The organism is Halopelagius inordinatus, from assembly GCF_900113245.1.
Classification (GTDB): domain Archaea; phylum Halobacteriota; class Halobacteria; order Halobacteriales; family Haloferacaceae; genus Halopelagius; species Halopelagius inordinatus.
Genome location: NZ_FOOQ01000006.1, coordinates 128,334 through 155,266, shown reverse-complemented (window position 1 = coordinate 155,266; position 26,933 = coordinate 128,334). Strand labels below are relative to the sequence as shown.

General features: G+C 65.0%; 22 protein-coding genes and 1 pseudogene. 11 read left to right on the top strand and 12 right to left on the bottom strand.

Translation table 11 applies throughout. The annotated features are described in order from the left end of the window. Positions 1–98 precede the first annotated feature (98 nt). Positions 99–1,331, top strand: a complete 1,233-nt coding sequence (locus tag BM167_RS15830; RefSeq protein ID WP_092893698.1) for a hypothetical protein — start codon at positions 99–101, stop codon at positions 1,329–1,331. Positions 1,332–1,417: 86 nt separating this feature from the next. On the opposite strand, the gene BM167_RS15825 is transcribed toward BM167_RS15830, so the two are convergent. After that, on the bottom strand, positions 1,418–1,651 hold the full coding sequence (locus BM167_RS15825; protein ID WP_092893697.1) for a DUF2249 domain-containing protein: 234 nt from the start codon (positions 1,649–1,651) through the stop codon (positions 1,418–1,420). A gap of 697 nt (positions 1,652–2,348) precedes the next feature. Between BM167_RS15825 and BM167_RS15820 the strand changes: the two genes are divergently transcribed. The 6 genes from BM167_RS15820 to BM167_RS15795 all read left to right on the top strand — a co-directional run bounded on the left by BM167_RS15820 (position 2,349) and on the right by BM167_RS15795 (position 8,597). Further along, positions 2,349–3,539: an MFS transporter gene (locus BM167_RS15820; RefSeq protein ID WP_092893696.1), complete on the top strand. Its 1,191-nt coding sequence runs from the start codon at positions 2,349–2,351 to the stop codon at positions 3,537–3,539. Between the two features lie 31 nt (positions 3,540–3,570). Further along, entirely contained in the window at positions 3,571–3,951 is a 381-nt protein-coding gene (locus tag BM167_RS15815) for a tautomerase family protein (RefSeq protein WP_092893695.1), read from the top strand. Between the two features lie 61 nt (positions 3,952–4,012). Continuing rightward, positions 4,013–4,447, top strand: coding sequence for a universal stress protein (locus BM167_RS15810; protein WP_092893694.1), 435 nt, complete (start codon positions 4,013–4,015; stop codon positions 4,445–4,447). Positions 4,448–4,594: 147 nt separating this feature from the next. Then, entirely contained in the window at positions 4,595–5,686 is a 1,092-nt protein-coding gene (locus tag BM167_RS15805; RefSeq protein ID WP_092893723.1) for a TAXI family TRAP transporter solute-binding subunit, read from the top strand. A gap of 214 nt (positions 5,687–5,900) precedes the next feature. After that, positions 5,901–7,934, top strand: a complete 2,034-nt coding sequence (locus BM167_RS15800; RefSeq protein WP_394327250.1) for a TRAP transporter permease — start codon at positions 5,901–5,903, stop codon at positions 7,932–7,934. 48 nt (positions 7,935–7,982) lie between these two features. Continuing rightward, entirely contained in the window at positions 7,983–8,597 is a 615-nt protein-coding gene (locus BM167_RS15795; protein WP_092893692.1) for a DJ-1/PfpI family protein, read from the top strand. Between the two features lie 32 nt (positions 8,598–8,629). Here the strand turns inward: BM167_RS15795 and BM167_RS15790 are convergent, their stop codons facing one another. From BM167_RS15790 to BM167_RS15775, 4 genes are all read right to left on the bottom strand, one after another. After that, entirely contained in the window at positions 8,630–10,087 is a 1,458-nt protein-coding gene (locus BM167_RS15790; protein ID WP_394327248.1) for a succinyl-CoA:acetate CoA-transferase ScpC, read from the bottom strand. Continuing rightward, positions 10,087–10,668 (bottom strand): MaoC family dehydratase, encoded by a 582-nt coding sequence (locus BM167_RS15785; protein ID WP_092893690.1) that lies wholly within the window; start codon positions 10,666–10,668, stop codon positions 10,087–10,089. The genes BM167_RS15790 and BM167_RS15785 overlap by 1 nt, the downstream gene beginning before the upstream one ends. A gap of 99 nt (positions 10,669–10,767) precedes the next feature. After that, positions 10,768–11,970, bottom strand: coding sequence for an acyl-CoA dehydrogenase family protein (locus BM167_RS15780; RefSeq protein ID WP_092893689.1), 1,203 nt, complete (start codon positions 11,968–11,970; stop codon positions 10,768–10,770). Between the two features lie 48 nt (positions 11,971–12,018). Next, complete coding sequence (locus BM167_RS15775; RefSeq protein WP_177213396.1) at positions 12,019–13,356, bottom strand: MmgE/PrpD family protein; 1,338 nt, start codon at positions 13,354–13,356, stop codon at positions 12,019–12,021. A 107-nt stretch (positions 13,357–13,463) separates the two neighbouring features. Here BM167_RS15775 and BM167_RS15770 point away from each other — a divergent pair, with 107 nt between their 5' ends. After that, complete coding sequence (locus BM167_RS15770) at positions 13,464–14,237, top strand: IclR family transcriptional regulator (protein WP_092893687.1); 774 nt, start codon at positions 13,464–13,466, stop codon at positions 14,235–14,237. Positions 14,238–14,341: 104 nt separating this feature from the next. Here the strand turns inward: BM167_RS15770 and BM167_RS15765 are convergent, their stop codons facing one another. Together BM167_RS15765 and BM167_RS15760 are read right to left on the bottom strand one after the other, a co-directional pair. After that, entirely contained in the window at positions 14,342–15,568 is a 1,227-nt protein-coding gene (locus BM167_RS15765) for an iron-containing alcohol dehydrogenase family protein (protein ID WP_218153817.1), read from the bottom strand. A 239-nt stretch (positions 15,569–15,807) separates the two neighbouring features. Continuing rightward, positions 15,808–17,007 (bottom strand): AGE family epimerase/isomerase, encoded by a 1,200-nt coding sequence (locus BM167_RS15760; RefSeq protein WP_092893685.1) that lies wholly within the window; start codon positions 17,005–17,007, stop codon positions 15,808–15,810. 136 nt (positions 17,008–17,143) lie between these two features. Between BM167_RS15760 and BM167_RS15755 the strand changes: the two genes are divergently transcribed. Then, complete coding sequence (locus BM167_RS15755) at positions 17,144–19,420, top strand: glycoside hydrolase family 3 N-terminal domain-containing protein (protein ID WP_092893684.1); 2,277 nt, start codon at positions 17,144–17,146, stop codon at positions 19,418–19,420. 220 nt (positions 19,421–19,640) lie between these two features. On the opposite strand, the gene BM167_RS15750 is transcribed toward BM167_RS15755, so the two are convergent. Then, positions 19,641–20,489 carry a fumarylacetoacetate hydrolase family protein gene (locus BM167_RS15750; RefSeq protein WP_092893683.1) on the bottom strand — a complete coding sequence of 283 codons (849 nt, stop codon included), beginning with the start codon at positions 20,487–20,489 and terminating at the stop codon, positions 19,641–19,643. 132 nt (positions 20,490–20,621) lie between these two features. Here BM167_RS15750 and BM167_RS15745 point away from each other — a divergent pair, with 132 nt between their 5' ends. Continuing rightward, positions 20,622–21,392, top strand: a complete 771-nt coding sequence (locus tag BM167_RS15745; RefSeq protein ID WP_092893682.1) for an IclR family transcriptional regulator — start codon at positions 20,622–20,624, stop codon at positions 21,390–21,392. 97 nt (positions 21,393–21,489) lie between these two features. Here the strand turns inward: BM167_RS15745 and BM167_RS15740 are convergent. Both BM167_RS15740 and BM167_RS15730 read right to left on the bottom strand, forming a co-directional pair. Beyond that, a pseudogene (locus BM167_RS15740) lies at positions 21,490–21,726 on the bottom strand (aldehyde dehydrogenase family protein); the annotation flags it as partial. A gap of 507 nt (positions 21,727–22,233) precedes the next feature. Beyond that, entirely contained in the window at positions 22,234–23,142 is a 909-nt protein-coding gene (locus BM167_RS15730; protein ID WP_092893680.1) for an AEC family transporter, read from the bottom strand. A 111-nt stretch (positions 23,143–23,253) separates the two neighbouring features. On the opposite strand from BM167_RS15730, the gene BM167_RS15725 reads away from it, so the two are divergent. Beyond that, the gene (locus BM167_RS15725; protein ID WP_092893679.1) at positions 23,254–24,351 is read left to right on the top strand and encodes a Gfo/Idh/MocA family protein; all 1,098 of its coding nucleotides are present in this window, start codon (positions 23,254–23,256) and stop codon (positions 24,349–24,351) included. Between the two features lie 50 nt (positions 24,352–24,401). On the opposite strand, the gene BM167_RS15720 is transcribed toward BM167_RS15725, so the two are convergent. Both BM167_RS15720 and BM167_RS15715 read right to left on the bottom strand, forming a co-directional pair. Further along, entirely contained in the window at positions 24,402–25,433 is a 1,032-nt protein-coding gene (locus BM167_RS15720) for an SGNH/GDSL hydrolase family protein (protein WP_092893678.1), read from the bottom strand. 555 nt (positions 25,434–25,988) lie between these two features. Then, positions 25,989–26,927, bottom strand: coding sequence for a dihydrodipicolinate synthase family protein (locus tag BM167_RS15715; RefSeq protein WP_092893677.1), 939 nt, complete (start codon positions 26,925–26,927; stop codon positions 25,989–25,991). Positions 26,928–26,933 lie beyond the last annotated feature (6 nt).

The following is a 26,933-nucleotide window of genomic DNA, read 5'->3' as shown; positions in this document are numbered from 1 at the left end:
TCGGGCGGACATCTTCCCGTGGCGTCGCCCAACCGTCGCACAGAACTCATGGCTACGATACGCTCGACAGCATCCGGAACGGCCCGCGGCGTCCGACGATGACGGGCGGCGGACGGAGTCGGTGGTCGCGGCGGTTCGTCGCCCTCAGCGCGGCGTTTCTGGTGGTCTGGCAACTCGGAGCGTTCGTCGGAGTGCCGCGCCGCGCCGAGGTGACACTGGCGCTCTTCGGATTCGTCTTTCACGTCGTGTTCGGCATGGCGTACCTCCTCGTTCCCTCGTACTTCGGGACCGTACTGGCGACTGACCGAGCACCGGCCGCACATCTCGCGTTCTCCGTATCGGGGACGGTACTGCTCGCAGTCGCGGCGTCCGGGGGCGTCGCGGCGGTGGGCGGCATCCCGCCGTACGTCGAACTCGTCGGTGCGGGTCTGTGGTGCGCCGGCGTCATCGTTTTTCTCGCCGCGCTTCTGTGGTCTATCCGCGACAACCTCCTCGGACGGCAGACGGGGACGACCGCAGAGAGGGCGGAACACGAGTGGGTCGATAGATACGCGAACCGGTTCGTTACCGTCTCGTTTGCGTACCTCGGCGTCGGTTCGTACGAACTTCTCGCACGCGCGTCTGCGCTCCCGGGACTCACGGACGGCTACGCCCCCCGAATCACGCATCTGCTCGCGGCGGGGTTCGTCGCACTCCTCGTCTTCGCACTCGGCGTCCGACTCGCACCGCGGTTTCTGGGCGTTCCCGCCCCGAAGTCGCTCACCGCCGTCGTCCTCCCGGCCGGGTCGATAGGTCCGGGACTCGTCGCCGTCGGACTGAGCGACGGCCCGGCGTTCGTCGCCGGTGCCGTCGCCTCGGCGACGGCGTTCGTCGGCTTCGCGGCCGTCTATCTCGTCGTCTATCTTCGTTCGGACAAACGACGGGTGGGGTCGGGTATCGTCCTTCTGGGCGTTCTCTGCGGCGTCCTCGGCGTTTCGGTCGGCCTCTCGTTCGCGCTGGGACCGCTGTTCGGTCTCCCGTCGCTCTCGGCTGTGGGTATCGCCGCGCACCGGGAACTCAATCTACTCGGGTTCTTCGGACTCACCGTCGTCGGGTTCGTCGTCCAGTTTTTCCCGCCGACCGCGGGCCGGTTTCGAGGCGCGAACGAGCGAACCGTCCGACTCTCCGCCGGCGCGCTTGCCGGCGGACTCGGACTCTCCGTGGTCGGCCGGTTCGTCGGCAATCCCGCTGTCGTCACGACGGGCGACGGGGTGGCAGTCGTCGGCGCCGTCGGGTACTGGTATCTGCTCTCTCGCCTGTTGGTCGAAATCGGGGCGCGGCGGACGGGGTGACCGAAGAGCGTCGGTCGGAACGGTTCACTACGGATGGAGGGCCAACGGTCGAGAAGAGGGCGGCGACGCCGCGACCCTCGGTCCGGCTACTTCTTGGGGAACGTCGCGACGTACTTCTCGTCGTCGCGTCGTTCGACCGTGTAGCCGTCGGCGTCGAACGACTCGACTTCGGCTTGCATCTCGTAGAACAGCGGCTTCGGTTCGTGGTCGTTTACGAGCGTCAGGCTCTCTCCGCTGTCGAGGTCGGCGAACGCCTCGTGAATCTTCGGATGCCGGTTCACCGGCGGAATCTCTCGGACGTCTATCGTCGTGTCTGCCATGCGTTCTGTCTCTCTTCCGGTTCGACCGAAGGCGTTGCTCCGAACATGTTCCGTCCACCGTTCGTCGGGTCCGAGAGGCGAGGGTACGGACGACAAATCGGCCTCGGTGAGTACGCTGAGAGCATCTCCGAAGTGAGTTACGGGAGAGACAGTGATGGTTTTGGACCGTAATGTTGTGTTATATATTCAATAGTCCGAGATATTCAACCTCGAATGAGGGCCACGGCAGCTACGGTAGGATGCGCTTCACGAGAATCTCCGGTCTCGTCTTTGTAGCTTCTCGTGCATCTACCCTCCGAGAAGAGCCGGTAGGCCGCATATTTCTCCTATCAGAAATGGCACCTATCTCGTCGGCTCCGAACTCCCCACCATGTGTACCGTCGAATCTTGTTCACCCTCGTTTTACCGATTTTTATTTTGTATTTTGCCCATAGGAACCTTTTTGGTTGTGGTTTTGAATTTATAGGTCCGTTCTCCTTCTCCTCGCGTACTTCCACGAGCTACTCACAGTCGTGACGGTAGTAGTTTATGAATTGCAATTCATACACAATATTGTGAGCCGGTGGCTGGCGATTCGACGGGTCGATAGTCAGTGTATTATTCACTCGCGTGCGAGGACCGATATCCGACCGTCCGTTTCTCCGGAGTTCCGGGACCCGACGGTTTTAGGGCCTCCCCGAAGACAGTACCGTCGCTAATGGGTATCTATCGAGTCGTATCACTCATCTTCGTCTGGCAGTTGGCCGCGAGTATCTGTTACTACGCGGTGTTCGCGGCGACGCCGTTCTTCCGCGACCAGTTTGCGCTCTCCGGAACGGCCGTCGGGTTGGTCGTCACGTCGCTCACACTCGGATACGCCGTTTTTCTGCTTCCCCTCGGAGCGCTCACGGACCGGTTCGGCGAACACCGAACGCTCACCGTCGGACTGTTAGGGCTCTCGGTGGGGTCGATTCTCGTCGCGCGGGCGTGGTCGTATTCGATGTTGCTCGTCAGCGCGTTCCTGCTCGGGTCGCTCTACGGAACCGCGATGCCGGGGACGAACAAAGCGATATTCGACAGCACGCCGCCGGGACGACAGAACCTCGCCGTCGGAGTGAAACAGGTCGGCGTCACGGCCGGAAGCGGTGCGAGCGCCTTGCTCGTCACCGGTATCGCGGGCGTCCTGTACTGGGAAGCGGGGTTCTACGTCGCCGCCGCGGGCGGACTCGCCGTCGCCGCGGCGTTTTGGCTCGTCTACCGCGGGTCCGGAAGCAGGGAGGAGGCGAGTTACCCCGACTTCCGCCGACTGCTCCGGAACCGCCCGTATCGGTATCTGGCCGCCGCCGGCGTCTGTCTCGGCGCGGGACTGTTCACGACGACTGGATACACGATACTCTACGTCGACGAGTCCGTCGGCGCTTCCGTCGCCTTCGGCGGTATCGTTCTCGCCGCGCTACAGACGTCCGGAAGCGCCGGACGAGTCGTTACTGGGTGGTTGAGCGACGCGCTTCCGGGCGACCCTCGCCGCCGAATCGGCGCGATTTTGCTCGTCCAGTCACTCGCGAGTGCGGCCCTGTTCGTCGGCGTCGCCTTCGTCGAGGGGCGGACGCTCGCCGCGGCGGCGTTCGTCGTCCTCGGCTTCTTCGTTCTCGGGTTCACCGGCGTCTACTACTCGTGTATGGCGACGCTCGTCTCCGCAGAGGAGATGGGCGGGGCTACCGGCGGCGGGCAGCTAGCGCTCACCTCGGGTGCGCTGTTCGCTCCGCCGGCGTTCGGCTATCTCTCGGACGCCGTCGGCTACCGGTGGAGTTGGCTGATGCTCGCCGCACTCGCACTCGTCGGGTCCGTGTTCGTCGTCCGCGTCATCCTGACCGACCCCCCCGAAGGCGTCACCGCCGCCGCGGAGTAAGACTAACACGGGGTAGCGCGTGGGTCCGGACGTGCCCGTACTCGAACTCGATACGACGGCCACCCTCACCGACGAGAAACGCCGGGAGACGACCGCCGCAGTCACCGACCTGTACACCGCCGAGATGGCGACGACGGAAGGTCACGTCGCGGTGACCGTCCGCGAACATCCGACCGCGGCGATGTCTCTCGGCCGGGCCGTCGACGGACCGATTGCGGTGTTGGACGCCGACGTCCGGCGCGGCCGGCCGTTCGAACGACGGCGGTCGTTCGCAGTCGCAGTCGTCGACTGGCTTGAAGACGGTTTGGACGTGCCCAGACCGAACGCGAAAATCGTGTTCACCGAACACGACGGCGACCAACTGATGGGTGCCGACCGAGTCGGCGGCGAGTGGTCCCCCGACGAACGGTGACCGCTCGATTGCGGGCCGCCCCGAGGGAACATTAATACAGGGAGACCGAGAATCCCGAAGTATGTATCACGTTCTCGCGGCGGTCGATGGGAACGAGGACAGAGTGTCGAAACAACTCGATACGCTCCGGGGGCTTCCCGGACGCGACGAGTTGGAAGTCACCGTTCTCCACGTCCACGAGGAGATAGACGTGCCCGCCGACGAGGCCGGACGGTCCGTCATAGAGTCGATAAACGAGGACATCGACTCCCTCCAGGGAGTCCCCGACGCCGTCTACCGCGCCGCCGAGGAACTGGAAACCCTCGGGATTCAGACGGACGTGGCGACGATGCGGGGCGACCCGGTGCCGACGATTCTCGACGCCGCCGAAGACGTCGGCGCGGACGCGATACTCGTCGCGGCCCGAGAACGCAGTCCCGTCGGGAAAGCGATGTTCGGAAGTGTGACGCAGGGCGTCATTCTCGACAGCGACGTGCCGGTCATCGTCGGAAACTGACGGCGGCGTCGCGTTCTTCGAGGCGCGGGTGCCGCAGCACGGAGCAATCACTCGGCGGTCATTTTTTTACTCAAACGTCATGCTTATATATAACCTACACAATTGTTCCATCGTATGTCTGATAATGGCATGGATAGGCGGCGGCTACTGAAGGGTGCGGCGACGATGGGCGTCATCAGTATGGCAGGTTGTATGGGCGGCGGAGACGGCGGAGACGGCGGTGACGGCGGAGATGGTGGCGGTGGTGACGGCGGTGGCGGTGGCGGTGGTGACGGTGGCGGCGACGAGAACTACCAAATCGTCATCGGCGGCACGTCCTCGGGGAGTTCCACCCAGCAGGCGGGACAGGCGCTCGCCCGGGCCGCCCAACAGCACAGCGACATCCTCGACATCTCCGTGCAGGTCACCGACGGCTGGACGGCTAACCTGTACGAGTTCGACAGCGGCAACATCTCCTCTATCGGCGTGGACAACAACTCCCTGTCGAAGGCGATGAACGAGGAGGGGCCGTTCGCCGACGAACCGGTCGACAGTCTCCCGATGCAGGGGTTCGTGTTCACGAACCTCGAAATCTACTGGGTCGCGATGCAGGACTCGGGCATCGAGTCCACCGCGGACTTGGCCGAGGGCGGATACACCATCTATCCGATTCAGCCCGGGTTCGGGACGCGACTGCTCACCGAGGAGGTCATCCGCGAGGCGGGACTGTGGGAGCCGAACGACATCCTCAACGTCGACACGAGCGACATCGCAGGTGCCGTAGAGGAGGGGCGCGTCGACGCGCTCTGTATCTACGGTGCGAACGGCGTCAACCTCTCCAGTTGGGTGCAGGAAGTCGACGTGCGCAGTAACGGTCAACTGCAGATTATCGAAGTCGACGACAACTTCGAGCAGGCAATCGACAGCGTCCCCGGTGCGATAAAGAAGGACCTGGAACCGTACGGCTGGGAGCAGGACGTGACAGGCATCACCGACTCCACTCTCTCGTGGGTCCTCTCGGGCCAGTGGGCGTTCGGCCCCGACGTGCCCGCAGGGGCGACAGAGGAAGTCGCTCGCCTCTCCAGCGAGCACTGGGAAGCGATACAGGAGTCCGACCCGACGGCGCTCGACCACTCCGACCCCGAGTCGATGACCACCGCCGTCATCCCGGAACTGGAGATTCACCCCGGCGTCGCGGACTTCTTCGAGGCCAACGACGTCTGGAACGACGAGTGGACGCGCGGCGAGACGAACGAATAACGCCGCCGACACGAACTGAGTACCGTGACGAAAACAGTTTTCACTGACCGCGTTTCGAACTAACACGACCCAATGCACGTATTTGATCGACGACACGACCGGAAACCACCGGGTGTAATGAACGATGAGTGACGCGAATCCGGACGTCGCCGCGGACCCAGAACCCGAGTCCGGAGTCGGATTCGACCGTGAGGAACCATGGGACGCCGAGATCATGTCGATGCGGAACGTCCTCATCGGCCTCTCTGTGGTCTTCTGGGCCATCGTCATCTACTACTCTTACGCCATCCCGATACCGCGCGCGCAGTACGGCGTCATCTTCCTCGGGGCGATTCTCGAACTGTACATCTTGACGGAACTGATGTCGATGAGCGGTGGCGGGCGAGAGAACCTGTTTGCGGACCTCAAGCGGGCGTACGGTCCGGGGAATCGGCTCCACGCAGCACTCCTCTCGCTGTCGGCGATAGACGTCGCCATCACAACCTCTTACATCGCGTGGAACTTCCAAGCGCTGTACGTCGACCGGGCGGGACGCGCGCTCCCTCACGAGTACGTGATGGCGGCCGTCTTCTCGCTCGTCATGATCTACCTGACGTGGCGGTCGTTCGGAACGACGTTCTTGGCCGTCGTCGTCGCCGGGTTCGGCTACGGGTACTTCGGCATGTACGCTCCCGGACCGCTCCAACACGGCGGCCTCGGCGTCGAGCGCATCCTCCGAACAGTCGTCATCAGCGTCGACGGCTTCTTCGGCTTCCTGACCCAACTCGTCGCCGCGTGGATCGCGCTATTCTTGCTCTACGCGGGCTTTTTGAAGGGATACGGCGCGTTCGACCTCATCATGCGGCTCGCGTTCCGCTCTGCGAAGTACATCGACTCCGGTATCGCCCAGACGGCGGTGCTTTCGAGCGCCGTCATCGGCTCCGTCAACGGCAGTCAGACCGCAAACGCCGGGATGACCGGCTCCTTCACCATCCCGCTCATGAAGCGAAACGGCGTCAAACCGGAGACGGCGGGCGCTATCGAGGCAGTCGCGTCCACCGCCGGGCAGGTACTCCCGCCCGTCATGGGCGCGGGCGCGTTCATCATGGCGTCTCTGATCACCGGCGTCACCTACGTCGACGTCATCATCGCGGGGCTGATTCCGGCCGCGATTCTGTGTGTCACTATCTTCGTCGCGGTGCACTACGTCGCCGCGCCGCAACTCGACAACACGAACCCGGATAACCTCATCCAGAACGCGATGCCCCGCAGCGAGTTCCTCTCGGAGAGCCTGAAGTACGGCATTCCGCTCGCGATACTCATCTACAAGCTGGGCGTCGAACAGGTGACGGTCGGAACCGCCGCCTTGTGGACGACGACGGCGATGCTCGTGACGGGCATCATGTTCCCCGTCGTCGAGTCGCTCATCGGGAGCAGCGACGAGACGGCCACCGAATCGCTCAAGCGAACGCTCTGGGAGACGCTCGACGGCGCGCGCGAGGGCGTCGTCGTCCTCGCTCCCGTGACTATCATTCTCGCGGCCATCAACGGCGTCGTAGACATCCTCACGGCGACGGGCGTCCCGACGGCCATCTCGCTCACGCTACTGGACCTCTCGGGCGGCGTGTTGCTCGTTGCGGCCATCCTCTCTATGATAATCTGTATCATCCTCGGGCTGGGGATGCCGACGACGGCGTCGTACACCATCGTGGCGCTTCTCGTCGCGCCGACGCTCATCAGCCAGTTCTTCCTGCCCGAATTCGCGAGCCACTTTTTCGTGTTCTACGCCGCGATTCTCGCGGGGCTGACGCCGCCGATAGCGACGTGCGTGGCGGTCGCCTGCGGTATCGCGGGCGCGAACTTCTGGAAGAGCTGTATCGAGGCCATCAAGATATCCGCGCCGCTGTTTATCCTCCCCTTCGTCTTCATCTACCACCCCGAGGTCGTCTCTGCGGAGTTCAACGCGCAGTCTCTGACCTCCGGGACGTTCGCGTTGATCGGCGCTATCGCCATCATCCACGGCATCAACTACCGGTTCGTGTTCGGGCGGGCCGTGACGGCCGGCGCCCGACTCCTCTTTTTCGCCACCGGCATCGTCGCGATGGTCCACCCCTCGCGCATCGTCCAAGTCGGGGCGCTCGCCGTGGTCATCGCGATGTACGTGCTCCAGACGGTCACCGGTCGGCCGAAGCCGATTGCGGTGCTGAAAGGAGCGTTCGGCACCTCCGGCGATTCGGTTCCGCAGACCGGCGAAGCCGGAGGGAAGTAACCCCGCGCGACGCGTAACTGTTTTTTCCGCCGCCCGCGAGTCTGTCTCATGGATATCGCAATCGTCCTCTTCGACGGCGTCGACGAACTCGACGCGGTCGCTCCGTTCGAGGTGTTCGAGAACGCGGCGGCCGAAGGCGCGGACCTGACGACTACCCTCTGTACGCTCGACGGCGCGCCGACGGTGACCGCGAGTCACGGACTCGAACTCGGGTCCGAGTCGCGTCTCGCCGACCTCTCGCCCGACCTCCTCGTCGTCCCCGGCGGCAGGTGGAACGCCCGCGGCGAGACGGGCGCGTGGGCGGAAGCCGAGAAGGGCGACGTACCGGCGGCTATCCGCCGACTGCACGAGGCGGGCGTCACCGTCGCCGGCGTCTGTACCGGCGGGATGCTTCTGGCCCGCGCGGGACTCACGGACGGCCGACCGGCGACGACGCACCGCGGCGCGGTTGACGACTTACGGGACTCGGGTGCGAACGTCGTCGACGCGCGAGTCGTAGACGACGGCGACGTGATAACGGCGGGCGGTGTCACCTCGGGTCTGGACCTCGCACTCCACGTCGTCGAACGCGAGTTCGGCGCGGACGTCGCGGGCGCCGTCGCCGAACGCATGGAGTACGAGCGTCAGGGGACGGTTCACCGCGGTGAGTCGCGAACGAACTGAACGGGAAAGAGCGGCAACGACGGGGTATCGACTCACCGCTCCCACGAAAACGCCGTCTCCAAATCGTGGGGGACGTTACCGCCCCGTTCGGCCGCGCGGTCGAGATACGCCTGGAGGTCCTCGCGGAAGTCGGGGTGCGCGCAGTTCTCGACGAGGAGCGACGCCCGTTCGCGCGGCGACGTGCCGCGGAGGTCAGCGACGCCCTGTTCCGTGACGACGACGTCTAAGTCGTGTTCCGTGTGGTCGACGTGCGGGGCCATCGGGACGATTCGGGAGATGTCGCCGCCGGCGGCAGTCGAGGGGAGTGCGACGACAGAGAGCGGTGCGTTGCGCGTGAAGTCTCCGCTCCCGCCGACGCCGCTTATGATGCGCGACCCGCCCACGTTCGTCGAGTTGACGTGCCCGTAGACGTCCACCTCGACGGCGCTGTTGACCGCAACGACACCGAAGCGGTCTATCAGCGTCGGACTGTTCGAGAGGTCCCCGGGGCGGAGGACGATGTCCTCGGCGTACCGGTCTGCGTCCTCGAAGAGGCGGTCCTGTCCCGCAGTCGAGAGTGCGAGCGACGTGGCACTCGCAGAGCGCAGTCTTCCCTCGTCGAGCAGGTCCAACAGCCCGTCCTGAATCACCTCGCCGAAGTAGACGAGGTCGCGCCCCCCGAAGTCGGCGTCGCCGAGAGCGCCCATCAGGGCGTTTCCGAGACTGCCGACGCCGAACTGCAGGCGGACCGACTCCTCGAAGAGGGGCGAGCGTTCGACTTCGGCCTCCAGAAACGACCGGAGGTTTGCGGCGATGGCCAGGTCGTCGTCGGTCGGGTCGCGGAACTCGTACGGGGCGTCTCGACGCTCGGTTTCGACGACGGCGACGAGTTTCTCGGGGTCGAACTCGACGCGCGAACTCCCGATTCGCTCGCCGGGGTCGGTTATCGGTATCGGCTCGCGGTTCGGCGGCGTTCCCAACCGGTAGACGTCGTGGAACGCTTCGAGCGACCGCGGTTGGGCCGCGTTCACCTCCACGACGAGTCGGTCCGCGCTCTCGACGTACGCGGGCGTCGTCCCGATGGACGTCGAGGGGACCAGCCAGTCCTCACCGACTGCGACGGCTTCGACGACGGCGACTGCGGAGTCCGTATCGACCAGCCCGCCGTACTGGACTTCGTCGCCGAGCGACGAGATGTGCCGGTCCCCGAACGCGACGCGGCCGTCGTTTATCGCCTCGCGAATCGCCGGGCGCGCTTGGAAGGGATATCGGCGAGCCATCGAGTCGGACTCGATGAGGGCGACGTCTATCTCCTCGCCGACGCTCCCGCCGCTTACGACCGTCAGCGAGAGGTCCCGCCCCGATTCGGCCAACGCCTCCGGAACTGCCTTCGGGTAGCCGACGCTTCCGAACCCGCTGACGAGAAGCGTCGCGTCGTCGGCGACCGCCTCTGCGGCCGTCTCGGCGTCCGTCAACGGAACGTCGCCCTCCGTGCGGCTCTCTTCGGCCACTACTCTAGTTCCTCCGGTTGCGTGCCGATTCCCTCCGGCCAACCCGTCGGTTCGGCCGCCGAGGGCTGTGCGAACTCGCGTTTCAGCACCATCGGCGTCCGTTCCAGCGAGAGGACGAGTTCGTCGTCTTGGTTGTACGCGCGGAGTTCGGTGGTGACCATACCGACGTGGTCGCGGGACTCGCTCTCGCGTTTGTGAAGCACCTCGCTCTCCGCGAAGATGGTGTCGCCGTGGTACACCGGCGCGTGGTGCCGGATATCGTCGTAGCCGAGGTTGGCGGTGGCGTTCGCGGAGACGTCGATGACGCTCATCCCCACCGCGAGTGCGATGACGAAGGTGCCGTCGACGAGGCGTTCGCCGAACTCCGTCTCGGCGGCGTACGCCTCGTTGAAATGCATCGGGTTGAGGTTCATCGTCAGGTTCGTGAACCAGACGTTGTCCGTCTCGGTCACCGTCCGCCCGTACGGATGTTTGTAGATATCGCCGACTGCGAAGTCCTCGTAGTAGCGGCCCTGCCAGCCTTCGACCAGTCGTCTCTCGTGTTCGTCTTCGGTGCCGTTCGCGTCGTGTTCGTCGGTCATGAGTCCTGTGTAACGGTGTTCGTCTCTGTGGTGTGGTCGTTCGCGCGGTACTGCCGTGCGCCGCTATCGCGCCTCGGTTCGGTCCGTCCGCGGCCGGAATCAGTACGAACGCGGGAGGTCCAACTCGTTCTCGGCGACGAAGTTGAGGACGAGTTGCTGCGTTATCGGCACCAATCGCGCGAGTCGGGCCTCGCGGAAGTACCGCTCTACGTCGTACTCGCGGGCGATGCCGAACCCGCCGTGGGTCTGGACCGCCGCGTCGGCGGCGTCGAACGCGGCGTCGGCCGCGAGGAACTTCGACATGTTCGCCCGCGCGCCGATGGCTTTCGCGTCGCCGTCGCGTTCGACGGCGCTCGCCGCGTCGTACACCATCTGTTTGGCCGCTTGGACTCGCGCGTACGCCTCCGCCAGCGGGTGTTGAATCGACTGGTTCTGACCGATGGGTCGGCCGAACACCTCTCTATCTTTGGCGTACTCCGCGCCCGCCTCGATCGCGAGTTCGCCCAGTCCGACGCACTCCGCGGCGATGACGAGGCGTTCCTCGTTCAGTCCGTCGAGCATCTGGTAGAAGCCCTCGCCCTCCTCGCCGATGAGTGCGGACTCGTCCAACCGCAAGTCGTCGAACGACATCTCGTAGGAGTGGACGATTTCGCTCGCCGTCTTGTCTATCTGCGAGAGGTGGAGGCTGTCCGCGTCGAACGCCTCTTCGAGGTCGACGAGGAACATCGATATTCCCCGCGTCCGCTTTTCGACGTCCTCGCGGGGCGTCGTTCGGGCCATCAACACGAGGTAGTCGCTCACGTCCACCCGAGAGATCCAAATCTTCTCTCCGTTTACGACGTACTCGTCGCCGTCTCTCTCCGCGTACGTGGAGATGGACGTGGAGTCAGACCCCGCGTCAGGTTCCGTGAGCCCGAACGCCTGAATCGACGCCTCGCCGCGGGCGACTTTCGGGAGGAGGTCCTCCTTCATCGCCTCGTCGCCGTACTTCACCAGGGGAACGGAGTTGTATATCGCGCCGTGGACGGACTGCGCGCCGCTGAATCCGGCGCCGCTTGCGGCCACCTCGCCCAACATCGCGACGACGTCCTCGGTGTTCAGTCCCAGTCCGCCGTACTCCTCGGGGATGAGCGCGCCGAACCAGCCCTCTTCGGCCAATCTGCCGGCGAACTCGCTCGGATACTCGGCGTCGGCGTCGCACTCGCGCCAGTACGCCGCGTCGAACTCGTCGCAGACGTCGCGGATGGAGTCGCGCACCTGTCGCTGCGTTTCGGTCAACTGAACCGTATCTCTGCGTACCATTCGGCTCAGATTGGTATGGGGTGACCTCCCGCTTAAACCCACGGGTTCTCAGTCGCCAGCCAGCGCGGTGGTGGCGTCCTCGACGGTGTCGAGGTGAGACACGGCGTCGTACAGTCGGTCCGCCTCCGACAGGGAAAGCGCGCGTTCCGCGCACTCGCCGAACTTCGCTCTGAGTTCGTCCGCAGAGAGCGGGTCGTCGTGGGTACCGGGCGGATTCACCTGCCGACGCTCGGACGCGCCCTCGGCCGTGACTATTCGGACCGTCGCCTCGTGGGAGTCGTAGTCGAGTTCCTCGTCCACTTCGAACTCGACGCGTTCGCGGAGGCGGGCCACCGCGGAGTCCTCGATAGCCGGTGTCTCGAACGCCGCGAGGTCCACCCTGTCGCGGACGGCCGCGCAGGCGACGGCGTGCTCCATCGAGAACTTGGCTTCGAGTCCCGAGTCGGGGTTCGGGTAGGTGAGTGCGTCGCCCGCGCCGCCGGCCGCCCGAACCTCGATACGCTCGATGTCGTCGGGAGCGATGCCCTCTTCGAGGAGTGCCTGCGTGGCCGCGATGCTCGTGTGCGTGAAGTAACAGCAGGGGTAGGCTTTGACGTGGACGCCCTCGGTTTCGAGCGCCCAGTCGTCTCCGAGTTCGAAGGTCCCCTGCTCTCCGGGGCCGTACAGGTCCCAGAAACCGCGCTCGCCGCTTATGGCCGTCCGGGAGGCGGTCAATCCGTCCCGCGCGAGGAGGGCGGCGGTGACGCCGGACCGAGAGCACAGACCCGCGTGCAACGGCTTCGTCATCGACCCGAAGTTCCGCTTGGTGCCCGAGGACATCGAGGCGGCGACGTTCAGAGCGCGTTCGGTGGTTTCGGCGTCCAGATCGAGCAGGTTCGCGGCCGCCGCGGCGGCGCCGAACGTCCCGAACGTCGAGGTTGCGTGCCACCCCGCCTCGTAGTGGGCGGGGCTTATCGGGTCGGCGACGGCGCACTCGACTTCGAACCCGGCGGCGTAGGCGGTTATCAGGTCCCGTCCGTCGGCGTCGGCCTCGGCAGCGAGTGCCAACAACGCGGGAACTAGCGTCACGCTCGGGTGGCCGTCGAGCGCCCACGACAGGTCGTCGTAGTCGAGGGCGTGACTGGCCGTTCCGACGCGAAGCGCGGTCTCTTCCGGTCGTTCTTCGGACTCGACGCCCAACAGGGTCGCCGCGTCGGCGGCGTCCGGGTCGACACCGAGCGAACGCGTGGTCGTCTCTCCCGCACCCTCGACGGTTCCGGCGAGCGTCACTCCTATCGTATCGACGAACGCCCGGACGATAGTCTCTCGAACCCCCTCGGGCACGTCGGCGTAGTCGAGCGTTGCGGTGAACTCACTCAGTCGTCGCTCCGGCGACTGCGATGTCATGCGATAGACTGCCGCGTCCCGACAGTTAAGCGTTCGTCTCCCGGCGCGCCGATATTCGTTCGGCATCGTCGAACAAACTTTAGTAGGTCCGGCACATCCTCCGCGGTATGAACAACGCAGACGAGGCGGGGAAGATGGACACGGTCCGGTCGGCCCAGACCATGTTCGACGTCGTCGAGTGTCTGAAAACGAACGACGGGATGACAGTCACCGAAGTGACGGCGGAGTTAGAGTACGCAAAGAGCACCGTCCACCGGCACCTCCGAACGCTCGAAACGCTGGGGTACGTCGTCCGACAGTCCGACGGATACCACGTCGGACTCCGCTTTTTCGACTTGGGCCAACGGGCGCGTGACCGCCAACGCGGCTACACGCTCGCTCGGGACAAAGTCGACGAGATAGCCGACGAGACGGCCGAACGAGCGCAGTTTCTCGTCGAAGAACACGGCGAGGCGGTGTATCTCTGCCGGTCAGTCGGCGAACGCGCGGTCATGACCGACCCGGGTATCGGAAGCCGAATCCCCCTGCACTCCACGGCGGCGGGGAAAGCCATCCTCGCGGGACTCCCCGAAGATCGGTTGTTCGAAGTAATCGAACAGACGGACTTCGAACCGATGACGGACGCGACGATAACCGACGTAGAGGTCCTGCACGGCGAACTGGAGGAAATCCGCGACAGAGGCTACAGTTTCAACCGACAGGAGAACATCGAGGGACTCAACGCCGTCGGCGTCCCCGTCCGCGTGGACGGCGAGACGATCGGCGCACTCAGCGTCTCGGGACCCTCGCACCGTCTGAAAGGCGAGTGGTTCGAAGAGGAGTTGCCGAACCTCCTCTTGGGTGCCGCCAACGAACTCGAACTGAACATCGCGTACTCGTAGTTGTTCGATAATGTCGAATTAGTCTGTAACGATAGTTCGTCGGGTCCCGGGGGGTCTCCTTCCCGCTATCTCGCGACCCCGCCGAGTAGATGACGGAGGGTCGTTCACCAAGCCCGTTCGAGAACCTCCACTATCTCTTCTGCCGTCGGGTCGACACCCGACGGCGCGACGTCCACGAGTCCGTCGTCGCGAATCTCCCGTGCAACGCCCGGGAGGTGGCCCCGTTCGAGGCCGTCTATCTCCCGAAGGCGGGTGGGGAGTTCGAGGGAGTCGCGCACGCCGACGACGGCGTCGATAACGGCGTCGGCCACCTCGGCGTCGGTTTTACCCCCGGTTCGGATGTCGAACGCCTCCGCCAACAGGTGCCTTCGACCGTCAGCGTTGTCGAAGACGTATCGGAGAACGTGCGGCGTCACGATGCCGTGGACCGTCCCTTGGTGGGCGTCGTAGTCGTGCGAGAAGCCGTGTCCGAAGGCGTGAACGATGGACGCTCTGTACCGTCCGGGCGTCGATATACCGTACTGGACGCTCACGATACCGGCGAGCGTCTCGTAGAGGCGTTCGTCGTCCATCGGGTCGTCTCCGAGCGTTCCGAGTCCGGACTGGAGAAGGCGGAGGCCGCGAACGGCCGTCCCGTCGGTGACGGGTGTCGCGTACGGCGAGTACAGCATCTCGACGCCTTTGTTGAAGCCGTTCATCGCCGACGCCCTGAGGACGGACGCGGGCGTCGTCCGGTAGCGGTTGGGGTCGTAGAAGAGCGCAGACGGCATGAGTCGCGAGTCGCTGACCGATCCGTTCGGGATGTCTCGGTCCGGCGCGTCGCCCGGGTCGAGCGTGAGTTTCACGCCCGCGATGACCGAGAGATCCGCCCCGGCCAGCGTCGTCGGAACGGCCACCACGGGCGTCGGTTGCCCGTCGGAGGCGACGGGGACGGTTCCGCTCTTTACGGCCGTCTCCGCCGTCTCTTCGAGCGGCGCGTCGTGCGAGAGAAGCGCGCTCATCGTCTTGGCCGTGTCGAGACTGCTGCCGCCGCCGACGGCGACGAGCGTATCCACGTCGTTCTCGCGGGCGACTCGCGCCCCGTCGACCGCAGTCTTCAGATACTTCTCCGGTGTCGTCTCGGAGAACAGTTCGACGAAGGCGTCGCCGAGTCCGTCTCGCACCGGGTCCATCACCGCGGGCGTCGAACCGACCGTCGAACCGGAGACGATCATCGCGCGCGAGAGGTCCCGCCGAGCGAGTTCCGCTCCGATCTCCGCTACGCACCCCTCGCCACAGCGTATCTTTCCGGGACTGTACTCGAACTCGAACTGCGGTGCGTCGGTCGTCACGGGCCGAGATACACCCGTCTCAGACATAAAACCGCCGAGAGGGGACGCGACGACCGAGAACGGCGCTTAGTTTACAGACATAGTAATGTAATGGAAGTCGGTCGCTCGTCGTCTCCGGGAACAGAGGTGTCTCGTGAGGCGTTCGAACGGCGGGTGGATACGGCGACGGAACTATCCGACATCCGCGGGTGAGAGTCGGCCGTTTCGCGGCCTCGCTTCAGAGCAGAAAGGCGGGGCGATCAGACGGCGTCGAGAGCCTTCAGCGCCTCGTAACAGGAGTTCACGTGGTGGTAGCCGCTCTTGACCTTCGGCGTCTCGTCGATGGTCGGGTGTGGTTCGCCCTCGGGGGTGAGCCGTTCGTACCGGATGCCCAGCGAGTGGTTGGTGGCGTACTCGTCGAGGTAGGCGTGGATGGTGTCGAACCACTCCCAGTAGTCGTCGTCGCCGGTGGCCGCGCCGAGTCGGGCGGCCGCGCCGAGTCCCTCCTCCAGCGCCCACGTGTACTTGTCCTCGACGATGGGCGACCCCTCGCGGTCGAACGTGTAGTAGAACCCGCCGCGTTCGTCGTCCCAGCCGTCTTCGACGGCCGCCTCGAAGAACCGCTCTGCGCGGTCCACGTACCAGTCGGCGTCGTCGTGTTCGTCGAGTTGGACGAGCAGTTTCGACCACTCGAGGAGGTGGCCTGGCTGGTATCCCCACGGACGGAACAGGTCGGCCTTCTGGTCGCGGTTGTACTCCCAATCGACCGCCCAGTCTTCGGTGAAATGCTCCCAGAGCAAGCCGTCGGCGGCGTCGGCCCTGTCGCGGGCAATCGTCTCTGCGACGGTCGTCGCGCGTTCGAGATAGCGTTCGCCGCCGACCGCCTCGTACGCCGCGAGCAAGGCCTCGCAGGCGTGCATGTTGGCGTTCTGGCCGCGGTACGAGGGTTCGACGGGGTCCCACGCCGCCGTCCGGTTACTCGCGTACGCGCCGTGGTCGGGTTCGAAGAATCGCTCGTCCAACAGATCGGCCGTCTCCGCGACGAGATGTTCGACGTCGCCGACGTCCGCGCGGGCGGCCGTCGCGTACGCGAGAAGGACGAACGCGTGACCGTAAGTCGCGCGGGTGGCGTCTACGACGTCGCGCCCCTCGAACTGCCAGCCGTAACCGCCGCGTTCCTCGTCGTAGGCGACGTTCCGGAGATAGGCGAGGCCGTGTTCGGCGGCGGGTTCGCACCAGACGGGGCCGTCTAAGAGTTTGCCGACGCTGAATCCGAAGACGAACCGCGCCGTCGGGACGAGATGTTTCGTCCGTTGGTCGTAGACGGCACCGTCTCTGTCGCTGACCTGCGCGGTGTAGCCACCGAAGTGAGTGTCGAGCGAACGCTCTCTGTGAAAGTCGAGGACGCCGAGGGCGTCTCGGCGCAACCACGCGGGCGTTCGGAACGGCGTATCTGTCATGGCGGACCCTCGTCGCCGCGGTCAAAAAAGCCACCGCACCGTCGCACGACGTCGGGGTCCGTCGTCACCGATAGATGAGTCCGACGACTCGAACGGGTCCCAAGGAGTTATGTCGTCGGTCCGAGATGCGTGGGTCATGGACTCCGAAACGGAGAACGGCCGACCGCGCCCGGAGGTTTCGGCCGACGACATCGACGAGTTGCTCGCCGAGATGACGCTCGAAGAGAAGGCCGGGCAACTCGCTGGGACGTACGTCGGGAAGTTGGGAACCGAGAAAACGCTCGAAGACGCCGAACGGGAGATCACGGAGGACCACATCGGCGCGGTGTCGCCGTTCGGTATCGGTATCACGACGCTCGACGACCCCGCACGGGCCGCGGAGGTGGCGAACCGCCTCCAGCGACACGCAGTCGAGGAGACGCGTCTGGGAATTCCTCTCTCGGTTCCCGTCGACGCCGTTCACGGGCACGCGTACATCAACGGCGCGACCGTCTTCCCGCACAACGTCGGAATGGCGGCGACCCGAGACCCGACCCTCGTCGAACGCGGCGGCGAGATAACGGGGCGAGAGGCGCGGGCGACGGGTGCGACGCTCAACTACGGTCCGACGCTCGACGTGGCCCGTGACCAGCGCTGGGGGCGGGTGTTCGAGACGTACGGTGAGAGTTCCTACCTCTGCGGCGAACTCGCCGCCGCCGAGGCGCGCGGCCTGCGCGGGGACGGCGACGTTGACGAGACGCTTCGCGTCTCGTCTGCTAACCAGAACGCGGAGCGTTCTGGTGATGACCCGACCATCGCCGCGACGGCGAAACACTTCCCCGCCTACGGGCAGCCAGAACGCGGAGAGGACGCCTCGGTCGTCGAGATATCGGAGTCGACCTTCCGCCGGACGTTCCTCCCGGCGTTCGAACGAGTGCTCGACGAGGGCGTGGACGCGGTGATGCCATGTTACAACTCCATCGACGGCGAACCCGCCCACGGGTCAGAGCGGTTCCTGACGGACCTCCTGCGCGGCGAACTCGGCTTCGACGGCTTCGTCACCTCGGATTGGGGCGGCGTCGACCACCTCCACGAGGACCACGGGACGTCCGACTCGCGGCGCACGTCAGCGTGGCAGGCGTTCACCGCCGGTCTGGACCTCGTCTCGGTCGGCGGGCCGGACTACGCCGAAGAGGTGGTCGAACTCGTCCGCAAAGAGGAGTTGTCGGAACGCCGCCTCGACGAGAGCGTCCGCCGCATCCTCGAACTGAAGGCGCGACTCGGCCTGTTCGAGGACCCCTACGTCGACCCCGACGGCGCGACTGACACCCTCGCGAACGACGACCACCGCGAGGCATCGCTCGACGCCGCGCGCGACTCGATGACGCTTCTGAAGAACGACGGCGTCCTCCCCCTCTCGGAATCGCTCGACGACGTACTCGTCACCGGACCGAACGCGGACGACCTGCACCACCAGTTCGGCGGGTGGAGCGTGATGGACGACTCGGACCTACAGGGCGTGACGGTGCGAGAGGGTATCGAAGACGTGGTCGGCGAGGAGTCGGTGACGTACGAACCGGGGGCAACCATCACGGAAGAGGCGGACGTCGACGCCGCGGCGGACGCCGCCGAAGACGCCGACGCCGCAGTCGTCGTCCTCGGAGAGGACTGGTACATCCACGAGTTCGGACCCCAACAGATGAACCGGCCGACCGGCGATTTCCCGACGCGGACGCAGTTAGAACTCCCCGAGGCGCAACAGAACCTGCTGGAGGCGGTGCAGGCCACGGAGACGCCGACGGTTCTCGTCCTCGTCTCCGGCCGCCCCCTCTCGATTCCGTGGGCGGACGAGAACGTTCCGGGCATCCTCACGGCCTACTACCCCGGGATGGACGGCGGCACGGCGATAGCGGAGACGGTGTTCGGTCGCCACAACCCGAGCGGTCGTCTCCCCGTCTCCGTCCCGCGGTCTGCGGGACACCTGCCGACGGTGTTCGACTATCTGCCGCATCCGACGCCCATCGGCGCGGACGAACACCCCGATTCGTACGACCCCCTCTACCCCTTCGGCCACGGCCTGAGTTACACCGACTTCGAGGTGTCGGGCCTGACGCTCTCCTCGGAGAGCATCGGCCCCGCGGGGGAGATTACGGCCTCCGTCACCGTCGAGAACGTCGGAGACCGGGCGGGTGACCGGTCGGTCGACCTCTTCGTCGAGGACGTAGTAAGTTCCCGCGTCACGCCCGTCCGAGAACACGTCGGATTCGCCAAGGCGTCGCTCGAACCCGGCGAATCCGCCGAGTTGGAGATGACGGTGCCCGCAGACGCCCTCGCCGTCCGCGGGCGCGACTACGAACGGGTCGAACCCGGCGAGTTCGTCTTCTCCTGCGAGGAAGAGACGACTACGCTAACCGTCGAACCCGGACGGAACTGAGGCGCCCGCACACTGCGTTCGACTCGCGCCACCGGCCCCTCGTTCGTCGGAGGACCGGTCCGGACAGAGATGGGTGAGACGAAAGCGATGCTGCTAATTACTGTTAGTATTTAAATAATATAATAGTATCTGTCGCGTCACCACTACCGTCAGTCTCGGACGGTCGACCAGAGACGGACGCAAAGAGCGGAGAGAAAAACGCGAACGGAGGAGGCGGGACTCAGTCGTCGGCGACGACGGGGTTCGTCAGGTCGCCGACGCCCTCGACGGAGACGGTGACGGAGTCGCCGGCGTCGAGCAGTTCCGGCGGGTCGCGGAAGATGCCGACGCCGCCGGGCGTCCCCGTCGAGATGACGTCGCCGGGGTGGAGCGTCATCCGGTGAGAGAGATATTCGACGAGTTCGCCGACGTCGAAGATGAACTCCGCCGTCGTCGAGGACTGCTTTACGTCACCGTTGACGGTACACTCCACCGCTAAGTCGTTCGGGTCCAGTTCGTCGCCCGTGACGAGGGCCGGACCCATCGGAGCGAACGTGTCGTAACTCTTCCCGCGGAAGAACTGTTCGTCTTCGAACTGCGCGTCGCGTGCGCTCACGTCGTTGACGACGGTGTATCCCGCGACGTAGTCGGCGGCGTCCGCTTCGTCCACGTTTCGGGCGGTGCGTCCGACGACGACCCCCAGTTCGACTTCGTAGTCGACCTGTTCGACGTCGTTCGGGTGGACGATGGGGTCCTCGGGGTTGGTCACCGACGAGGACGCCTTCGCGAAGAGCATCGGTTTCTCGGGCACGTCTTCGTCCTGTTCTTCGGCGTGGTCGTGGTAGTTCAGACCGACGCAGATCATCTTGCCGGGTTTCGGTACCGGAGCTAACAGTTTCACCTCGCCTACCTCGTGGACCGGGAGCGACCCCCGGTCGACCGCGTCTCGAACCCGGTTTCGGTACCCCGGATACGCGACATCGCTGTACGAGGGCACGCCGGTGGCGTGCGCCCGAAGGTCGTGCACCTGGTCGTCGACTTGGACGCCCCAAGCGACGCTTCCGTCTGCTGTGAATCGTACGAACCGCATCACTCGGTCGTGCGAAGCGCTACCGCATAACTCTTCGGTATCCGGACAATCGGCCGACGCGCGGAACCGACAGACCGGCGGCGTTCCCGACGCGGGAACAGACTTATGTGGAGTCGTACCGTTCGCTCGGATATGCCAGAGACTGACAGACGCAAGGGACGCACCATCCGGTCGGTGAAGATAGCGTTCAACGTCATCGACCTCTTGCAGGAACGGGGTCGAATCGGCGTGACCGAAATCGCCGACGAGTTGGGGCACTCGAAGAGCACCGTCCACAGTCACCTCAGAACCCTCGAAGAGCGCAAGATACTCGTCCGCGAGAGGGACGGCTACCGTCTCAGCCTCCGCTTTCTCGACATGGCGACGCACGTCCGCGAACAGGTCGGGAACTACGACGTCATCCGCGAACAGGTCGATGCATTGGCCGAGGAGACGGGCGAAATCGTCCAGTTCGGCATCGAAGAGCACGGACAGGTGTCGTATCTCTACAAGGCCGCGGGAGAGTACGCCGTCGAAACCCGCTCTCGGGTCGGAACCCAGGCGCCCATGTACTCTACGTCGTTGGGAAAGACCATCCTCGCGTACCTCCCGGCGGAACGCACCGAGGAGATCGTCCAGTCGATGTCGTTCGAACCGGTGACCGCGAACACCGTGACGAGCGAATCGGAACTGTACGAGAACCTCGAAGCCATCCGGGAACGCGGGTTCGGCATCGACGACGAGGAGAACATCGAGGGACTCCGCTGCGTCTCCGCGCCGGTCAGGAACGGCGAGGACATCCTCGGCGCGGTCAGCATCACCGGCCCGTCGAGTCGGTTCACCGAGGACAAACTCCACGGCGAACTCTCGGACCACGTACAGCGTGCGGCAAACGTCATCGAACTCAACACCAAGTTCTCGTAGGTCGCTCGCTCTCTCCCGTCTCTGTGCCATCTCCCTCGTCTCTCTTCTCGGGTCGCGTCCGGCGTCCGAGAACGGCGGCCGACGACCGAGAGTCGATTCAGTAGTTCTCGTAGGCGGTCTTCACCGAGGTGTAAAAGTTGAGTCCGGCGTCGCCCTGTTCGCGGTACGTGTTCGTCGAGGAGTCTTTGTACCCGCCGAACGGGACGTGGAGTTCGAGGCCGGTCGTCTTCTCGTTGACCTTGGCGACGCCCGCCTCGACGTCGTGGACGAACCGCTTTGCCTCCGTCAGGTCCTGCGTGACGATGCTGGCCGAGAGGCCGTAGTCGACGTCGTCGCCCGGCGACGCCTGCTGTCTGCTGACGACTTCGCCAGGCGACGCGGGATTTCTGACCGCGAACGTCTCGCCGGAACGGGACTCGACCCACTCGCCGTTTACGTAGTTACGGGCCTCTGGGGGCATCTGACCGACCGTTCTCTATCCTCCGATAAATAACGGTCGGATACGAAGGAGGTGTCGCCGTACGGGTTCCGAGCGCTCTCCGTCGTCGAAGACATCTCTAACGGACTTCAGCGCGTTCGAGTCGTCCGTGGAATATTCGTCGACGTGCCGAAACGACCGACGGGACCGCTTCGCCGATTCGTCGGCGAAGCGGCCTTCCCCGAAGGCGGCATGGACAGACGGTGTGAGTTGAACGCCTCCGCGGACCGTGGCACGGTTCGGTCGCGGCGTGATGTGTGGGTGCGGCGGCATCACAGTCCCGCTGGTGACAGTCGGGACGATACGTATCTCCCTCTCAGAACGTATTAAAACTATCGGGGGTGGAGGATTTCGCCGAGCGTCTCAGACGAGGAACCCGAGCACGGCCAGAAGCGTCCCGACGGAGACGACTGTCGTCACGAAGACGTTCATCGACGCCAATCCCGGGTCGCCACCGAGTTCGTTCGTGTAGATGAACGTCGAGACGGCCGTCGGCGCGGCGAGCATCGTCACGCCCGCCTGAACGGTCGACCACTCCGACCCCATCGCGGAGAACACGAGGAGTGCGACGAACGGCATGAGAAACACCTTCAATCCGACGACGGACCCGACCGTCCGGAGGTCGAACGAGTCCGTCCGCGCCGAGAGGGAGGCACCGACGCAGACGAGGGCGACGGGAAGCGCGAGTCCGGCGACCGCCTCCAGTCCGGACGCGAGGACGGAGGGGACGCCGAGTCCGAAGTACGAGAACGTCAGACCGGCCACGAGAGAGGGGATGACCGGCGTCTTGACCACCTCGACGGCTTCCTCGCGGAACGAGACGTCCGCGTCGTTGATGGAGATGAGCAACGCGATGGTCAACGGAACCTGCGTGAGTGACCCGACGCCGAGGATGATGCTCGCTTTCGCCGTCGCGGTGGGGCCGAACGTGGACGCGACGAGGGGAAGGCCGAGAAAGCCGAAGTTGCTGTGGTACGACTGGACGATGGCGACGCTTCGGGTGTCTCGCCCGACGATGGACCGGTGGACGAGAAAGCTGATGCCGACCATCAGAAACAGGACGGCCCACAGTCCGAACATCAACGAGGGCGTGATGACCTCACCGATTGGCTGTGCGTACGTCGAGGTGAACACGAGGGCGGGAAGCGCGAGGTAGAACGCGAAGAACGTGAGTCTGTCGCGGCGAGTCTCGTCGACGACGCCCGTCGACTTCGCGACGAGGCCGGTGCCGAGGAGAACGAGCATATATCCCAACTTCAGTGCGACGCTCATAGTCGGTCGGAGCGTCGTTGGATGCTTGGCTCTTGCGTTCCCGTCGCTGACGGTACCCCAACCGTATTGTACCCGGTCTCCGTAGTCCTCGCCAGGAGACGAGTACATCGTATGACATACACCGCGGGCATCATCGGCACCGGCGGAATCGCCGGCATGGGCATCCTCGGAATGCACGACGAGGAGGCCATCGGGACGGAGAAGATAGAGGCGAGTCACGCGGGCGGGTACGCCGCCACCGAGGACGTCGAACTCGTCGCCGTCGCCGACGTTGACGAAGAGAAACTCGACCGGTTCGGGACGGCGTGGGAGATATCCGACGACCGGCGGTACGTGGGTCACGAGGCGATGCTCGAAGCCGAGGAGTTAGACGTCGTCTCGGTCTGTACGCCGTCGTTCCTCCACCGCGACCACGTCGTGGACGCGGCGCGGTCGGCGGCGGACCCCGACGTGGTCTGGTGCGAGAAACCCATCGCGTCGCAGGTCAGCGATGCAGAAGAGATGGTGTCGGTCTGCGCGGAGACGGACACCGAACTCGTCGTCAATCACTCGTTTCGGTTCACCGACAAACTCCGCCGCCTCCGCGAACTCGTCGTCGAAGAGGACGTCCTCGGCGACGTTCACTCCGTCAGCACCCAGTACCGGATGGAACTGATGCGCAACTCGACGCACGTGCTCGATACCCTCGTCTACCTCCTCGACGCGCGGGCGGACCGGGTGTCCGGGTACGTCACCGGCGAGAACGAGGCGGTCGATTCGCTGGACGTGGACCGAGACGTCGACGACTCCGGCGGCGGCGGCCACGTCGTCATGGACGACGGCACGTTCGTCACCGTCGACTGCACCGTCCCCCGAGAGGACTCCTCGATGACGCTCAACTTCGTCGGGAGCGAAGGGAAACTCTACATGAACAACGACGACGGCGAGTGGCGCTACTGGTCCTTGGAGGACGGCGACCACGTCGAGACGCCGTTACCGGGAATCGACGGGTCGTGGACGTGGGACGACGACTACCAGCGGTCGTTCGCGAACGCGGCGAACCACGTCCAAGCGCTTCTCGACGGCGACGCGGAGAACCGGTCGCCCGGAGAGGAGGCGACCCGGTCGCTCGAAATCATCGTCGCGTTCTACCTCTCTCACTACACCGGCGGCACCGTCTCGGTACCGCTAGAGAGGCCGCTTCGAGACGTGACGATAACCTCGTGGTGAGCAGTCGGGGGCGACGACAGGAGACACCTGTTTCCGGACGCGACGGGACGTCAGAGCGTCGAATCCGCATCCGCCAGCAACGGTTTCAACTCGCGCGCGAGGTTCTCTCCGATCCGTATCATGGCGTCGTCGCCGGGGTGACCGAGGTCCGTCGTCAGTCCGGCGGCCGTCGGAAGTAGGTCCGGTCCTTCGAGGAGGTGGACGTTCTCTCGGTCGGACTCGGCGACGACGGTTCTCAGTGCGTCGCGGAAGCGTTCGCACTCGTCGTCGTCCTCGTAGCTAACTCGGTAGTCGCGCGCGTTCGGGAAGATAGTGATGCAAGCGACGGGCCGGTTGGGGTTCGCTCCCGCGACGGCGTCGACCATCGCGGCCGCCCGGTTTCGGAACGCGTCCACCGAGAACGTTCCGAGCATGTTCACCGAAATCGAGAGCGTTGCCACGTCCCAGTCGTCGCGGCCGGCGATGTGTTCGGCCATCGCTTCGTCGCAGTAGGCGGACCCGCACGACCCGAGGTTTATCGGGTCGGCCCCGAGGCGTCGCGCCGCCTGATTGACGTACGTGAGCGTCTCGCTGACGGGCGCTTCCCCCTCGGTTATCGACGTGCCGTACGCGAGATACCGCACCGACGGGAGTTCCGACTCCGTCGGCGGGCGGACGTCCCCCTCGACGCCGTGGAACCGAACGTGTCCCCCGCGGTGCTCTCCCGGGAGGACGAGACGGCACACGCGCGGGTCGTACCGGAGGCCGTCTCGGGCGGAGGGGCGCAGGTCGGTCAGTTGTTCGGGGAGTTCGAGTTCGACGGTCGTCGGGTCCTCTCCCACGACGACTTCCTCGCCGCTAGCTTGGAAATCGCCCCAGAACGGTCGCACCGTACTGTCTCGCACGCGCGAGGAGAGCGTCACTCGGACGGGCCCCTCGGAGACGAACCGAAGTTCGACGCCCGCGGGGTGACACATCCGAGTCCGCGCGCCGTCGTTCAGTCGAGTCCGGACGTCCTCGGGAACGCGTTGAATCCTGTCGCCGTCTCCCTCCGCGTCTCGGAGTTCCTGCACGTTGTGAAACTGGATGCCGTGTCGGTCCATCTACTCTCTCCTCCATCACGCACCCACTTATCGGTATCTCCGTCGCACCCGAATCGCCCGAACCCTCGTCCGCCGGGATCGGCCCGTGCCACCGGCTTTCGGTTCCCCGCCTGCGAACCATTACGGTTTTAGGACTGTAACGGATCAGGCGCCGTTACGCCGGTTCGAGGCAGATTTCCGCGCTCGTCAGACCGTCGTAGAGGAGAGAGGCGCGCGGACGGACGTCCTATTCGACCGAATCGGCCACTGAGAGCGCTGAATCCGGTCGATTCCCCTCTCGGGAACGAATCGGCGGTGTTCGCCGCGTTTGGCCGCGTTCGCCGTCCGATTTCGTTCCCCTGTTGCGAACCGGGGACGAACGGCGCTCGGGGTACCGTCCCGTCAAAAGGATTAAACTGTCGCCTGAGCCTCTGTAAGCCCGATAGAGAGGATTCGCGCGAAAGAGCTTCCGGACGGAGTCGTCGGTGTCGAGAGCGTCGGAGAAACGGATAGCGATTCGGTCGTCGAGACGGTGGCTTGTCGAGGTTCGGTGGCGGCGTTCGCACGTCCGGGGCGTTATCCGATGACCCGTTCGATGTCGTCGTCGAGTTTGGCGTATATCTCCTCGGCCGTCCGTTCGTCCGCGGGCGAGAGCGAGCGAATCGGTTCTCTGACCCTGCCGCCGTGGAGTCCGGCGAGTTCGAGGCCCTTCTTCACCGCGGAGACGCTTATCGCGCCCGCGATTTCGTTGTCTTCGCCGGTGCACTCGCGGAAGTTCTGATACGGGAGCGTGATGTCGCGAATCTCCCGGGCGCGTTCCCAGTCGGAGTCCGAGAGGGCGTCGAACAGAGCGAGTCCGACCTCCGGACGGAAGTTGCTCACTCCCGCGGAGAAGCCCTCGATGCCTTCGTTCCAAAAGCCCACCGCGTACGGTTCCGCGAGGCCGTCCACCCACACCACGTCGTCCGCGCCGGCGTCGACGCCCGCGCCGAGTTTTACCTGATCTTTCAGCGCGTATTTGATACCGACGACGCCGTCTACGTGCGTCAGGTCCCGGAGATAGGACACCGACGGGTCGAAGCCGCGCACGTAGGGTACGAGGGGTGTGTCGGTGGCGTCGTCGAGTTTCTCGTAGTACCGCAACAGTCCGCGCTCGTGGAGGTACGTGTGGTCGGGCGGCATAATCATCATCGCGTCCACGCCGATTCTGTCGTACGCTTCGACGAGTTCCAACGCGTTCGCCGTCGAACCGCCGACGCCGGCGAGCACACAGGCGTCGGACGAAAGCGCGTCGACGCTCGTCTCGGTCACTGCGATGCGTTCGCGCTGTGACAGGGAGTGGTATTCGCTGATGTTCGCCGCGGCGAGAAACGTCTGGATACCTTCTCCGGCCAACGTCTGGGCGTTCTCGGCCAGTTTGTGATGCTCTATCTCCAACTCCTCGTCGAACGGCGTCAGTAACCCGACGGCAACGCCGCGGAGGCGTCGCCGCAGATGCTCGTCTGACAGTGGCATGAGTCA

Coding starts and splice junctions, on each gene's coding strand:
- BM167_RS15750 (WP_092893683.1), bottom strand. CDS start 20,489: ATGCGGTTCGTACGATTCACAGCAGACGGAAGCGTCGCTTGGGGCGTC.
- BM167_RS15800 (WP_394327250.1), top strand. CDS start 5,901: ATGTCGATGCGGAACGTCCTCATCGGCCTCTCTGTGGTCTTCTGGGCC.
- BM167_RS15780 (WP_092893689.1), bottom strand. CDS start 11,970: ATGGTACGCAGAGATACGGTTCAGTTGACCGAAACGCAGCGACAGGTG.
- BM167_RS15720 (WP_092893678.1), bottom strand. CDS start 25,433: ATGGACCGACACGGCATCCAGTTTCACAACGTGCAGGAACTCCGAGAC.
- BM167_RS15775 (WP_177213396.1), bottom strand. CDS start 13,356: ATGACATCGCAGTCGCCGGAGCGACGACTGAGTGAGTTCACCGCAACG.
- BM167_RS15810 (WP_092893694.1), top strand. CDS start 4,013: ATGTATCACGTTCTCGCGGCGGTCGATGGGAACGAGGACAGAGTGTCG.
- BM167_RS15770 (WP_092893687.1), top strand. CDS start 13,464: ATGAACAACGCAGACGAGGCGGGGAAGATGGACACGGTCCGGTCGGCC.
- BM167_RS15795 (WP_092893692.1), top strand. CDS start 7,983: ATGGATATCGCAATCGTCCTCTTCGACGGCGTCGACGAACTCGACGCG.
- BM167_RS15785 (WP_092893690.1), bottom strand. CDS start 10,668: ATGACCGACGAACACGACGCGAACGGCACCGAAGACGAACACGAGAGA.
- BM167_RS15730 (WP_092893680.1), bottom strand. CDS start 23,142: ATGAGCGTCGCACTGAAGTTGGGATATATGCTCGTTCTCCTCGGCACC.
- BM167_RS15725 (WP_092893679.1), top strand. CDS start 23,254: ATGACATACACCGCGGGCATCATCGGCACCGGCGGAATCGCCGGCATG.
- BM167_RS15820 (WP_092893696.1), top strand. CDS start 2,349: ATGGGTATCTATCGAGTCGTATCACTCATCTTCGTCTGGCAGTTGGCC.
- BM167_RS15745 (WP_092893682.1), top strand. CDS start 20,622: ATGCCAGAGACTGACAGACGCAAGGGACGCACCATCCGGTCGGTGAAG.
- BM167_RS15755 (WP_092893684.1), top strand. CDS start 17,144: ATGGACTCCGAAACGGAGAACGGCCGACCGCGCCCGGAGGTTTCGGCC.
- BM167_RS15715 (WP_092893677.1), bottom strand. CDS start 26,927: ATGCCACTGTCAGACGAGCATCTGCGGCGACGCCTCCGCGGCGTTGCC.
- BM167_RS15825 (WP_092893697.1), bottom strand. CDS start 1,651: ATGGCAGACACGACGATAGACGTCCGAGAGATTCCGCCGGTGAACCGG.
- BM167_RS15760 (WP_092893685.1), bottom strand. CDS start 17,007: ATGACAGATACGCCGTTCCGAACGCCCGCGTGGTTGCGCCGAGACGCC.
- BM167_RS15830 (WP_092893698.1), top strand. CDS start 99: ATGACGGGCGGCGGACGGAGTCGGTGGTCGCGGCGGTTCGTCGCCCTC.